The following is a 12,802-nucleotide window of genomic DNA, read 5'->3' on the forward strand; positions in this document are numbered from 1 at the left end:
AAACAAGGGGGCCGAAGCCCCCAATCATTAGTACGCTACGTAATAAACACACAGGCTGACTGTGCCTGTAGTGCCTGTTGCCGGGGCCGTGTCGACATGAATATCAATAGTGTCCTCAGCACTCAAAGTAAGCGGGTGGGCAGTAGATGCGGCTGAACGAGCCACTCCACCGGCCTGTGCAACGGTTGAGGCAGCAATGAAATAATCATCATCCCCGCCATAACCCACATCGAGCGTAAGTTGGTGTGCCGTTACTATCAAGATCGTCGGTCACAAGAACAACATCCAGAACGACAGCGTTCTTGGGGAGGCGAACCATTTGAATGATATCGTCAACCACCAAGGCCGCTGTAAGTTCATAGGTTGCTTTTGCGCAGGCAACGCCGTCACCCATTGGCTGATAAACAGGAGCCGTTGCGGCTGCTGCAGTTGATGTAAATGTGCTAGCCATTATCTAACTCCTTATGCGTCTGCGACTGCTGAGAAGAACCCGGTCAAAACGCCGTGGTCTTTCAAGTCGTCTGTGTCACCATCGCCTGAACCAAAGGTCAGCTTTTCGATGCCTCGGAATTCGCCCACAGCAACGCCTTTTTTATCGCCATAATCGAAGTCCTTATCTTTGGTAAAGGTACGTTTTGCCCAACCAATACCAAGCGCCTGCGCACCACAGAAGTAGTTAGGAGCAACATCGATAGAGCTTGCGCCAACGCCAGAGAGAACGCCGATGTCTTCAATCTCCTTGATGATAACGCCATCCCACATCAAATCACCGCCAGTGAAGAGCTTGTTTTTAGCTCCTCGTGCCAGTGCCTCACGCTGCGCCTGTGTCATTGTCGCGTTTTCTTTCAAATCACGGAAACAATAGGAGTTTGCAAACAACACAAACCAACGCTCATCTTCGGTTGTCCGAATTGGGCGAATTTTTGGGTTGGCCTGCAAAGCCATACGCTTCATGAGTGAAATTGCTTCTGGCGTCAGCTTATCGTTGGTGCTGTCAATGTTAGCAAGGGATGCTGAGTGGTCATTAGAAGAGTTATTACTCTTCGCCGCACCAAACAGAACCCTGTCTGCATTATCAACCAGCCAAGCGTCCTTTTGTGTCTCGGTTGCTGATGCATACGCCACACCGTTAATTGAACCAAACGCTGCGATAATATCATCGCGCGTTTTTTCCATCATCCAGTCCTTAAGAACTGATTTAGCCGCATCACGCAACGGAATTGCAGAAAACTGCTCATCTGTTGAAGCGACACGAACCGCATGACGAATTTGCTCAACTGTCAGCTTGTGGCTTCGGGAGGCCATATCCTCTTCGTTGCCTTCAAGCGTGTTGGATCCGGTTACACCATCACCTGCCAGCTTATTGACAAGAGCAAAGGTAATACTGTCACCGTTTTTCTTTGTCAGATCATCTTTGACTTGGATAATTGAGTTTTCGCTTGTGCCCATAAAGGGTTTAAAGCGGTTTTGTGAGAGGTACTCCTTGAAGAACTTGGAGTCCCACTGTTGCACGGTCAAGCCCGTGGCTACTGTAGTGTCTGCCATTTAAAAAAATCCATCTAAGGGAACTGGACTGCCTCACGGCGTTCAATTCGGGTTTAGTTCAGAATTTCATCTAGGGATTCCGGGCCGCTCCACTCTGGAGCTTTACTTTTCGCCGTTGGAATATCCGCCAGATTTTCGGGTAAATTTTTGAGCGCGGCTTCTTTTTCCATCTCTGCCTTCAACTCTGCTCGGATTTCGGCGGAAAGACGGTCTTTGTATGTCTTTGGATCACCAATTTCCTGCAAGGCCTTGTAGTTTTGACATTGCTGGTAAGCGAAAAGAGCCGGATTTGAAGCTTGTCCGCATTGCAAGGCAAGAGCGGGATTTTCTTTTGTCAGCTTTTCCCAAGTGCCATCATGAACAACATCAGTATAATCCGAATGAATCACTTTCACGATTTCCTCAGACATACTGACCTTCATGTTCAATATGCTTTGTTCAGTATCAATTTTCTGACTTTCGAGTGCACCCTCCGGATCATCATAAAAATCCGGTTTCTTGTCCTGCTTTGCTTCAAGCTCTTGTCTAGCTCTTTCGGCCTCCTGTCGCTTGTCGCGCTCAGCCATGAGGGCAGCGATCGGAACCATTTCCTCTTTAGGCTCCGGCGGCGAGTCCTCTTCTTTTACGCCCGTTGGCTCTTCCTCTGCTGCTTGCGGTTCTGGCTCTACAGCCTGTTGGTCAGGTTCAACCACTGTTTCCGCTTCCTGAGCAGGCTCTGGTCCTTCAAAGAATGTTTCTAGTTCATCTTCCATATTACCCTCGTATTCGCCCGTAAGTCGGCGTCACTTTTATCGCCCGTTGCCCGGCGGCGGCATTACCCCGCTTCTGGGTGTAATAGGTTGTTCTCTTTTTCCGCTGCTTCCGCGTTTGTCTTGCGGATTTCCGCACCTTTTTGCTGGAAATCGAGAGTTATTGCTGTGTCTTCTATTTCTCTGGCGCGCTCTTCTTCTGCTTGACGCTGCGCCTGCGCCTCCTCGTCACCGCCATTAAGCTGTTCGATAAGGCGTTGCTTATTTCTAAGCTGAGAGGCTTCGATCAGGAGTGTTGGCGGGAACTGAACCCCTGCCTGAACAAGACCGACGAGCTCCTGGAATTGTTCATGCTGTATTGTGATTGTGTCCGGCGCATCTTCTATAATGATGTCCACGTCAATCTCAGCAACCTTGTTTCGTATTTCCCCGGACGGCTGCTGGAGCATAGGATATTGCTCTATAACTTCCTTTGGATAACCTTGAAGCTCACCAATAGGAATGGGCTGGTTGAGACCTACAAACTTGACGTTGTTCTCGTCATCCGTAACCCGGACCCATTTCTCCTTAGTCCAGAACTGCTGCACAAGATGCCAGATCATCTCATAGACTTCCTGCTTCCACATCCGGTAGCCGTCCAGAAGTGTCGCAAGCTCTATGTAACCACCCTGCTGCTGCGCTATGATAGCCCGACCAGACTCCGCGCCTTTATCTCCCTTACCCATCATGGAGGCGTTAGGCCCCATCAGGTCTATTTCCTGCTTAGCCTCCTGCAGGAGATTGAATTGACCGACAACCTGATCATCATTCTTAAGCACTTCAAAGCGCATATTGGGATTAATGACAACGTGCCCGTCCGGCTTGGCTAGTTCTGACTTAGCCTTGCGAACGTCAACCGCTCCCTCGTCGCCCATCGTTTGACGCTGGTTAAGGAAGTGAAGCAGTTTAGAACGGCGTTTGTTAATTTCATCCTGCGGGGAAATCATCTCCCTCACAACGCCATAACGGTTATTATCTCTGTCCACATAGGCGGAACGTAGTTTCATGCCGCACAGGCTTTCACCGTCCTGTGTTCGGTAAGGAGATGGGCCCTCGCTAATAACACCGCCCTTGGTAAATAAGCTGTGGTGCCATTCATCCCCGATTTTATACCAAATCTTGACGATTTTTACGCGCTTGCGCTTCTTATCCCCCACATCGTATGTTTGGGTTTATCGTCATATGTATCCGCTGTTGACGCCTCGCTAACTGTTAGCTCAATAGCATCTTTCGCGTGGCTCCATCTTGTAACGGCTTGGTCAGCATCCATCCAAATCATGCCGCCTAAAAACCGCGCATCTGAAAAATCTTTCTTTGAACTGTATGGATCATAAAACAGCCTATCCCAAGCCCACCCTGTTATTATAATTTCAGGGTCATCGCCTTTCATGCGGATGCCAACCTCACACCCGCACACACCCTCCACAAGCAGGTTCTCCCAACCATCAGAGGCGATTGAGTCAAAGTTATTTTTTTGCTCCACAAAACGCAGGGCATCACTAGCTGCAATAGCGCCCTCTTCATCCTTTGGCGTCCTTGGGTATGCTTTTGGATCGGTCCTCTGCTGCTTTTCAATGCCTGTAAGAAAATCAATCTTCCGCTTAATTCGGTTAATGGTAATGATAGGCTGCTTGCGCTTTTTAAGCTCTGCCTGCTCTTCTGCTGTCCATTGAATATTGTCGTAATAGTCACGGTCTCTCTCAGCCTGCTTGCGCGCACCTGTAGTGCTTTCTTCCGCTGCTTCTGCCCATTCAATGAGTTGTGCTAAACTGTTTTCCATGACTCCTCGACTTCATCCTCAAACACATCCGCCCAAGCGTCTTTAACCTTCGGTTTCTCAATTGTTCTTACCCACGGCCTTGACATGCAGGCGTATCGCCACTCATCAGCCGCGTGGTCTTCTGAACTTGTATCTAAATCTTCTGGTTTGTTTTCATCGTGCTGCAGAGCCGGGATGGTTCGAATACTGTCAACACAGGTTGAAAAGCAGTAAATCATAGGCTGATCTTCACCTATCATCCGGTCTCTCATTTGAGACCAACCTGCCAACCTCTGCTTGTCTGCAGGCTTAAAAAATACTTTCTTGGCTGAGAACCGCTCCGCCTGAGACGGTCCGCCATCCTCCGCAAAGATTGAGGTGTCAGCCACCCCATATGAGATTTTATCTCCCGCTTCCCGCTCTTTAATGCCATCCGCGACCTGCTCAACTGTGAGCTTTAACCCAACATCTGGCGACTTCTTTCCGTACCATTCGCGATAACGAACCATCGCCCCGCGCGGTATGATTTGACCGTCTGGCGTCCTGAATTGTTCGTTTGCAATTGCCCACCAACCAACAGAGAAAGGCTTTGCTGAACCCCAGTCAAAAGACCGAAAGCGCAACCAGTCTTTAGGTATTTCAAAAGGCCTCAAAACATGTGTCTGAGCGTTCCAGCAATCAAAGTATGCGCCCTCAACAACATTCCAGTCACCCCAACGCATCGCGTCAACAAGTGCTTTTGACCCTAACCCCTCTAGGCGTTTCTCATAATCCGGATCATCCCGAGCCATTGATGGATTGTCTTCAAGCCGGGCGGGAATAAATTGCCGCAACATTCCGCCCTCACTCGGAGGCATTCGCCTTACTTCCATCGGCTCAACATCATCCACAAATGTTGTCTTTACGAACTGATGACCAACACCACCCGGATTTGCCCCGCTGATTATTCGAGGGAATATGCCTTTATATTCCTCCTTTAAATCAATACCGACCATGCGAACACGGTTTCTGAGGAAGCGATAAATAACCTCTGTAAAATGGGTCAACTCATCCATGAGCAGGACGTGAATTTCAGAACCCTGATATTTAAATCTGTCCTTTTCATCCTTACAGTGGCACAGATAGATTTTTGACCCGTTCCATAAAAACCGGATTTCATCTTCCACTATCTTAACCAGACCAGCCTGAACCCACGGGGCTAATAAAGAGCGATACCCATTCGCTCCCTCCATATGGTTTTTAATCAGGTCCTCCCTAATCCGCCTGAACAGATAAACCTGCAACCCGGGTATCTCTGCACACCAGATTACCGACGCAACACGCATAAGATGCGACTTTCCGCCACCAGCCGCGCCGCCATATAAAATTTCTGTTGCCTTTGAAGTAAACGCCCGGCCCTGCCTCTCATGAAGGCTTAGGTTCAGAGGTGCCGATTGTGACATTTATTTCCGGTATCAACGGGCCTCCATCATGACCCGCCAATTCAAGTTTATCCCCATATTTTTTGGGCTTGAGTTTCGATGCAGCCCACTTTCTGGCATCAATCATCAACCTTTTGTCGTCTGCCCTTTTATTCTCATCGTCGGCAATCTCTATTATCTCATCTGCATAATAATCCGCTTGGTCTTCGCGCGCGCGTGTGTATTGTAGCCGAAATTCCTCTTTATCCCTTAACCAACGCCTTATTGTTGTTAGTCCGGGCATGTCTTTTTTTCTGCAGATCTGACGAAGACTTTTTCCTTCCGCTATCTCGTCACAAATCTTCTCAGCAAGCCGTTCTGAATATTTTGTCACGCTGCAGTTTCCTTGAAAGTAATTGTTTCCTGCTTAACCCGGCCTGCTGTTGTTGTAATAGTCATTACCAGCTCTCCAGCCGTTCCTGTTGTCCACACAGTTACGCTTGTTGTTGTGTTGCTCGAACTTGTGAGCGTTATTCCATTAGCTGTGTAAGCCACGCTTGAAATGGTGTCTGACCCTAACCAAGCTGACCAGTCAATAGTATAGTCGAGTGTCTCGTCTTTATCCTGATAAGCAATTAAGTTACCTGTGGAGCCGACAGATAAGCCCCGGCGGTCCTTTCGCAGAACATGCGTTCTAGTCATTTTTAGTTGGGCCCTGACCTGCACAATAGCTAACAGTGCCGCTACTGTAAGAAGTGCATTCTATAATTAATTGAGCGCCGGGCCTTGCAGATTCACCTCGGTAAACATCGTCCTCTGGAAATGCCTTACCATAATAATATGTTACGCCTTTATCGTATGACCATTTTGGCTTAACAACATTCGATCCCAATCCGTTGATTGCAATTTCGTATTCTTTATCCACGTGTAATACGTTTGATGAACCTGTGCTAGTAAATGTGCCTTCTACTTTAGCCATTACTCCACCTCTTATTTAAAATGAACTGTCTGTTATGCCGCCAGATACGTAACTGGCCTGTACCGGGAAGTCGCCACCGTAACCAACGTTACCCACACCCGAAGCGCCTGCCTCTAGCGTTGCTGCGTTCTGACCAATTAGGGCATATACGGGCTGTGTGCCCATTGCTGTTGAACCATCTGAGCCGGGATCTACTGGATTACCTGAGCCGTCAATAAACCTTGCTCGAATGGTTGAGTTTGAAATATCCAGATATCCGTTATGCGCCATTGGATCGGCTAACTTGCCTTGCAGGGTATCAAAAGATGTTGACCTAGCGCACACACTGTTAGCTGTGTTTGTCCAGTCAATTGTATCATTGGTCAGTGTTGTGGCTGATCCACCTGCATCCACGCCATTGATATACATATAGTCTGTGCCTGCTGCTAAATCTGCTGAGCAAAGGACATGAGTCTTAGCTACCGCCCCGCTTCCTACAGAATAGTCCCGCTCATAGATTGTTGTTCCAGACGCATTTTGCATCCGAACCCTAAGAGCCGTACCAACCCGCACGATAACCACACGACCACCACATAAACTAAGGATATATTCGGTTCCACCAGCTCCATCCAAAGTAAACCAAGCACTTACAGTAAACTCTTTGGTGTCGGTAACAGTACTCATTGCAGATGAGCGCAGGAGGTTTGATCCAAACACACCATCGAAATACAGAACGTTTTGACTGTACCCCGCCGCCGTTGTGGTAAAGGATGTACTTGAAACTGTTGACTGGTTCCCCGCCGCATCTTCATGCATTGCATGGAAATAATATCCTGTACTTGCACTGCCCCCTGTTGAGGTTATGCCAGATTGTGCGCCTGTTGCTGACACCGCTTGCGATCCACTATCAACACCCCCGCCCGTTTTAACCTGTGCTGCTGTGCGTGATGCGTTTGTGTCCACCATCCAGTAAAGTGTGCCGTTACCCTCATCTGTGGAGATTGTGAGAGTGCCGCCAACAGAGGTAAGGGAGCCAACACTTGCTGAGGATAATACCGGGGCTGTCACATCCCCTGAAACTGTCGTCACTGTCCATGTATCCGATGTCTTACCAACTGTTACTGTGCTGTTTACCGCTGTTGAATTGCTTGCAGAGGAAGTTTCTCTTAATTCCAGGCGTTCATTGTTATCAATAATCGCATCTGCTGTTCCCCATGCAACCACATCCGCGCTATCGGCTGCGTTTCTAATTCTGAACTCTGGGCTGTCATCACCTGAGACTGTAACCAAAGCACCATTAGAGCCAATGCCCGTCAACTGAACGGCTGCTGTATCATACAGGGTTGATGTTGTGGCTCCTGTCACATCTGTATAGGACAATCCTGTAACTGTCTGTGACCTTGGATGATCTACCGCGCCACTGCCATTCTGCCCACCAATAACAGTGTATTTAATACCGCCCTGCTCTGGTGTGGCATTTGCTGTGCTGCCACCTGATTTATTTGCATATGAGCTATATAGGTTTGCGGGTGTTAGATCCCCATCATATAGAGGGCTGTCAAATACCGCTGAATAGGCTGTTGTGTTATTTGAGATTGTGCCGTTGTTGGTGGTTGTGCTGCTGGTTGATCCTGTATCGTCATATCCGTTGGCGATGTTATCCGCAATCAGGTTGCCATCCCCATTTCCTGTATCGATTAAGGTAGTGCCTGTTGCTGCTCCATCGTCTGCGTTAATATCCCAAAGGGCTGTATTACCAACAATGCGAGAGTTTTGCAGGTCATTGACCAGAATACCGTTGACGAATGTGCCAAGGTAGAAGTTATTCTCAATGATTGCCCCTGTGATATATCCAGAAGCAAGGCCGGGAATAAAGATACCCTGACCGTCCGTATCTCCGCTGCTACCCTCACCCCTCCATAGCTTGTTATTGCGAACAATCAAACCTGTTACAGGGCCATTAACCGCCGTTCCCCAATTGAACTGGATAAAGTCACCATGAGCACCAGCACCCGCATATTTCTTATCATAAAACAGGTTATGCTCAATAACCACGTCATCTGGCGTAATAGCGGCATCACCTGATTGATGGATGCAGTCGTTATAAATCTCCCGGAACGTGTTATTTGTAATGGTCATACTGTCGCCGGGGCTGTTAATCCCGTCGTACAGATTTTCAAACAAACAGTTATTGACAGTTAGGTTGGTTAGAGCATTACCGTTATTGGTGAAATGCAGGCCGCTGGAGTTATCCCCTGTGGTTCCATCAGCAACCCTAAATGTACAGCCTTCAAACTCCAGTGTATCAATACCAAATTGAAGGGCCACACAAGGACTGGAGGCTGCATCTGTTGCCCTCTCAAACACAATATTTTCAAAGCGGAAACCATTACCGCCCCCGCCTGATCCATTATCAATACGGATAAAGCGAATTGTTGCTGTTGCCCCTGTATCTGGTTTTATCGTTATCAGATTTGCAAGAGTGCCAGAGATAGCAGAACCAGCTCGTTGGATACGCTTATCCGCCTCTGCGTTGTTATAAACACCATCCCGCAATTGAATGATTTGACCATAAGTCAGAGTACCGTTTGTAACGGTTGTCAGCTCATCAATATCAGCAACGCTAAATGTGTTGGCTACTGATGTTATGGTTGCTGTAAATGTATCTGTACTGGCATCAGAGAATGTTGCTGTGCAAGACAACACTGCGCTTGGTGCTGTGCTTCCGACCGCCGGGCGAATGGTTGCCCCGCTCGTCTCGTAATCCCCGCCAGAATCCCCGCTATCAATTGTAATGCTGGAAATAGTACCGCTATTGGGGACAACTGTATAAGCACCATCTTGATCGTTTGTTAATGCCCCAAAATCAAAAGTCTGGTTGGACACTGTATGAGACACAACTGTATCCGCTATACCCATTACGCTCTGCAAATTGGATTGCAAAGGGGATTTTAAAGCGGATCGGAGCATATAAACCTCAATAAAAAAGGCCCCCGACAAGGGAGCCTCTTTAAAAAGTACTACTTTACTGAAAAAGCGCAGAAAACTGCGAAAAACTACAGAACAAAAATGATACAAACGCAGTTCGCTTCTGCATTATACAAATTATCAAAGAAAATGATGCACGTCAAGGAATAAATCGTGAACAAATCAATATTATGTATATTTTCTTCCGGGATGCCTCAATATACGGTATTCATCCAGGGAATCTATAAGGTTGTTTTTTACGTTTCGGATTTGCGTGTTATGCTCTACCGCAACACGCCTTAACGACTTGCCCTCAATAATCACCGCCTGCGCCATTGGCAGGTTAAAACGCCCTCTCTGTCCGACCCTTGCCCATGCCTTTTGCAAGAAGTAAAGCTCCTCGTAGTAATTAGGCCCATCCGCTGTGCTTGGAATGTGGTCTTCGTATATCATTATCTTGCCTGCAACAGATCGGGCGATGTAATTAAAGCCATCCAGTATATCAACCATTGCCTGCTGCTGTTCTTCCGTAAGCCCATCAAATAGCCGCGCATCCTGCTTGCGTTGACGTGTTGATGTAAGAACCTTTTTACCCTCGTGACCTACCTTTAAATCAATAGCTTCTGTAGGGCTGTGTGCCTCTTGCCAGTATGCGGGTTCATTTGGATCCTCGTGCCCCTTCCTTTTTCTGTAAGCGGATTTCTCTGTTCTTTTTTTTTGAGCCTCTTCGCGCATCTTATCATTGACGTTGAGCTTATGCGCTGCCAGACCCACCGCTCTTTGAAAGAGTTGGGCCTCTTCCGCTGTTGCGTCTTTCAGCAACTCCACCCCATCAACAAGCAGTGATATGCCTTTTTCCGTCACAACAGATTTAAACTTGTGACCAGAAGCCGCTGCCGAATATTCCACAGTTTTATTCGCCTGTTTAATTACCTCGTCACATTCATCAATGATAGCTTTGCTGCTTTGATTCATAACTCTACTCCAATAATCTGGTCTGGGTCCAGGTATGGGGGTTTAAGGGGTTTCATTACTTGCTTTCCAACTTACGGCTTTAATCTTCGTTTTAAACTGTCAAAAATTCTCTGACACTTGCCTCCCTCATCCCCCCAATCAGCAAACAACGCCATCCTTAAGCCGCAACTGAACCCAATCCAGCAAACATGTTCACCTTTTAACTTATCTCTAATTAAGGGGAATAATCCCTCTGGATATGGTAGTGGTTTCATTTAAAATTCTCTCGAAGTCTCAAACCCCAAAGCAATACAAAACATAACTGACACTCCATAAACGACCATTCCAATACGCTGCCAAACAGAGTCCCAAACAATGTTTAGTATCCACTCAATATCCCAGACAAAATAAGCTATACACAAATACATAAACGCCCATATTGCGAGCGCGAATGCTGTTCCAATAAATACATGTTTCATCACTCCGGCCTCCTCTGCTTGCTTTCTGTCCAAGGGGTGTCTGGGTCTATTTCTACGAGTTCTAAAGAATTTTGTGCTGTGATACGCGTCCCTTCGGATTTCCAGAAAGATGACCTATCTGTATAAGTAAATACGAATGGTTTATGTTCGAAAAACACCACCCTACCGTCAACTTCCCCACCCCTCCAGTTAGCCCATGAGGGCCAGTGCTTTACTTTATCTGCCATTGATTTCCTCGTTCATGATGCTTCCCTAATCGCCTTGGCGACCGAAATTAATGCTTTCCGCTCTGCATAGGATATAGCTGCGCCAAACAGAGCTATTCCCTCATCAACTTTAACCGCCTCTGTTACAGGTCTTATCGCCCTAAGTAGAATCTCTGACTCCTCTCTGGTCAGCTTTAAAACTATTATCTCGTTTTTGATGTCATGCTTTACTTCGTTCAAGCGTTTCTGGATTTGGTCGAGCTGTTGCTTTAATTCCAAGTGATTTGTCATGATGCTTCCTTCAATTTATTCGCTACACTCACTATCAGGCTGGAGCTTTCGCCATCTTCCCTTGGAACATCAGGTTCTCACAAATTGATCTGGGTGTTGAGTTTCAAGCCCCTCGCCTACAATCTTGATGCGTCGGATTGTTTGGGGTGAATACCACTCAAAATGACCTCTATCATTTAGGCGTCTGTACCCGGTCGAAGTTATGGCAGCAAAGTGATCCATTGCCTGTTCTTTTGTGCTGACTTCGTATTGAAAAAGCCCGGCATGGCCTTCGATGAAAATTGCGATTTTGTAAGGCGTAGTCATGATCCGTAATGCTCCAGTCCCATTTTCATTGTTTGGATTTTGCTGATAATTCCTTTTCGCTTAGCAAGCTGATCCATCACAGGCGCTCGTATCTCGCAAGGCTTTGGGAACCATTTCAAATTCATGCGAATGTGTTTCAATGCCTGCTCCAGTAAGTCACGAGGCAAGTCTTCCACCGCTTCCAGATAAAACACTGCAATCTTTTCCCAGTTATCCGGCACACCGTACATTTCAAGCGTTTGCTCAAGCATCACCATCGCCTCCTCGGTAGACGCCGGTTTGAGTGTATCGCTCCATAACTCCAGCAAACATTCCAGTTGTTCCGCTGTTGCTGGTGGGGGTGCCCCCTCGCTGTATCTCCATCTCTGCATGGGCAGCGGCAAATCCTTTGCGCCGTTTTGCGGTAGGATTTTTTCCACATCCAGAATAATTAGTCCTGACCCACCGTTGCCAGCGTTTCGACCAGTCAGGCTGGTTTGCCTGCGCCCGTTCCCGTTAGTGAAGTGTTCAACGAAGTTTTCGGCCTCTCGCTCGATCTCCTCATCTGACCAGTTGTGCCCTCTTGCATAATCGCAGTCTGAGGCAGAAGGTCGCCAATCCTCTTCAAGTCGTTTCCCGCGCCTTTTAATATCTTTCGTTTGTATTTTGTTTGTATTTAGTTCTAGTTTGTCGCGCCCCTGTCGCGTGGGTGTCGCATTGCTGTCGCATTGCTGTCGCACTCCTGTCTCACTGTATAGCTCGAAATCCTGATAAACCTCATAATTACAAATACTTATTACTGTTTCGCCTGTCGCAACGGATGTCTCAATCATCCCCTCTTTGGCGAGTCTTTTAATAAATCTTGCAACGCGGTCCTTCTTCCATTTAAACCGCTCCGCCATAAAGCGAAGGGAGGCAGCGAATTGCCCACGTTCAAGATCAATTATTTTGTTGAGGATGCGCAGTGAACGGGCTTCATACGATGCTTCCATTATCATCCAGATCCACACCTCACGCTCGGTATACGGTTCGTCCTGAAATGATGTATGGCTCATCAGTCCGCGATCGATCAGGATTAGCCCACGGCGTGTCATTATCTGCTGTCCTCTCTTCTTGTGCGATTTCATACTCAAGCCTTGCAAGCTCCGCACATTGCTTACAGGCGTCAAA

Annotated in this window: 16 protein-coding genes; all 16 read right to left on the minus strand. The window is 47.5% G+C overall.

The features are described from left to right. Positions 1–27 precede the first annotated feature (27 nt). Positions 28–261 (minus strand): hypothetical protein, encoded by a 234-nt coding sequence (locus tag JCM23214_RS23355; protein ID WP_148301856.1) that lies wholly within the window; start codon positions 259–261, stop codon positions 28–30. Next, the gene (locus tag JCM23214_RS11420; protein WP_025899053.1) at positions 209–451 is read right to left on the minus strand and encodes a hypothetical protein; all 243 of its coding nucleotides are present in this window, start codon (positions 449–451) and stop codon (positions 209–211) included. The genes JCM23214_RS23355 and JCM23214_RS11420 overlap by 53 nt, the downstream gene beginning before the upstream one ends. 11 nt (positions 452–462) lie before the next feature. Continuing rightward, a complete protein-coding gene (locus JCM23214_RS11425; RefSeq protein ID WP_084264760.1) occupies positions 463–1,545 on the minus strand; it encodes a N4-gp56 family major capsid protein in 1,083 nt (360 codons plus the stop codon). Between the two features lie 53 nt (positions 1,546–1,598). Then, positions 1,599–2,297, minus strand: coding sequence for a hypothetical protein (locus JCM23214_RS11430; protein WP_025899055.1), 699 nt, complete (start codon positions 2,295–2,297; stop codon positions 1,599–1,601). A 62-nt stretch (positions 2,298–2,359) separates the two neighbouring features. Then, positions 2,360–3,490 carry a portal protein gene (locus JCM23214_RS11435; protein ID WP_025899056.1) on the minus strand — a complete coding sequence of 377 codons (1,131 nt, stop codon included), beginning with the start codon at positions 3,488–3,490 and terminating at the stop codon, positions 2,360–2,362. Next, positions 3,463–4,113, minus strand: a complete 651-nt coding sequence (locus JCM23214_RS11440; RefSeq protein WP_025899057.1) for a portal protein — start codon at positions 4,111–4,113, stop codon at positions 3,463–3,465. The genes JCM23214_RS11435 and JCM23214_RS11440 overlap by 28 nt, the downstream gene beginning before the upstream one ends. Further along, on the minus strand, positions 4,098–5,534 hold the full coding sequence (locus JCM23214_RS11445) for a terminase large subunit domain-containing protein (RefSeq protein WP_025899058.1): 1,437 nt from the start codon (positions 5,532–5,534) through the stop codon (positions 4,098–4,100). Before JCM23214_RS11445 ends, JCM23214_RS11440 begins: the two co-directional genes overlap by 16 nt. Then, positions 5,497–5,886 carry a terminase small subunit-like protein gene (locus JCM23214_RS11450; RefSeq protein WP_025899059.1) on the minus strand — a complete coding sequence of 130 codons (390 nt, stop codon included), beginning with the start codon at positions 5,884–5,886 and terminating at the stop codon, positions 5,497–5,499. The genes JCM23214_RS11445 and JCM23214_RS11450 overlap by 38 nt, the downstream gene beginning before the upstream one ends. Continuing rightward, positions 5,883–6,194, minus strand: coding sequence for a phage fiber-tail adaptor protein (locus JCM23214_RS20430; protein WP_025899060.1), 312 nt, complete (start codon positions 6,192–6,194; stop codon positions 5,883–5,885). Before JCM23214_RS20430 ends, JCM23214_RS11450 begins: the two co-directional genes overlap by 4 nt. Further along, complete coding sequence (locus tag JCM23214_RS11460; RefSeq protein ID WP_025899061.1) at positions 6,187–6,471, minus strand: hypothetical protein; 285 nt, start codon at positions 6,469–6,471, stop codon at positions 6,187–6,189. Before JCM23214_RS11460 ends, JCM23214_RS20430 begins: the two co-directional genes overlap by 8 nt. A gap of 15 nt (positions 6,472–6,486) precedes the next feature. Next, positions 6,487–9,369, minus strand: coding sequence for a hypothetical protein (locus tag JCM23214_RS11465; protein ID WP_148301858.1), 2,883 nt, complete (start codon positions 9,367–9,369; stop codon positions 6,487–6,489). Positions 9,370–9,606: 237 nt separating this feature from the next. Beyond that, positions 9,607–10,392 carry a hypothetical protein gene (locus JCM23214_RS11470; RefSeq protein WP_025899063.1) on the minus strand — a complete coding sequence of 262 codons (786 nt, stop codon included), beginning with the start codon at positions 10,390–10,392 and terminating at the stop codon, positions 9,607–9,609. Between the two features lie 254 nt (positions 10,393–10,646). Then, entirely contained in the window at positions 10,647–10,850 is a 204-nt protein-coding gene (locus JCM23214_RS11480) for a hypothetical protein (RefSeq protein WP_025899065.1), read from the minus strand. 239 nt (positions 10,851–11,089) lie between these two features. Then, on the minus strand, positions 11,090–11,347 hold the full coding sequence (locus JCM23214_RS11490) for a hypothetical protein (protein ID WP_025899067.1): 258 nt from the start codon (positions 11,345–11,347) through the stop codon (positions 11,090–11,092). A gap of 69 nt (positions 11,348–11,416) precedes the next feature. Then, positions 11,417–11,653, minus strand: a complete 237-nt coding sequence (locus tag JCM23214_RS11495) for a hypothetical protein (protein WP_025899068.1) — start codon at positions 11,651–11,653, stop codon at positions 11,417–11,419. Beyond that, a complete protein-coding gene (locus tag JCM23214_RS22490; protein ID WP_025899069.1) occupies positions 11,650–12,726 on the minus strand; it encodes a hypothetical protein in 1,077 nt (358 codons plus the stop codon). Before JCM23214_RS22490 ends, JCM23214_RS11495 begins: the two co-directional genes overlap by 4 nt. Positions 12,727–12,802 lie beyond the last annotated feature (76 nt).

The sequence above is a fragment of the Sneathiella glossodoripedis JCM 23214 genome (genome assembly GCF_000616095.1).
Lineage (GTDB): Bacteria > Pseudomonadota > Alphaproteobacteria > Sneathiellales > Sneathiellaceae > Sneathiella > Sneathiella glossodoripedis.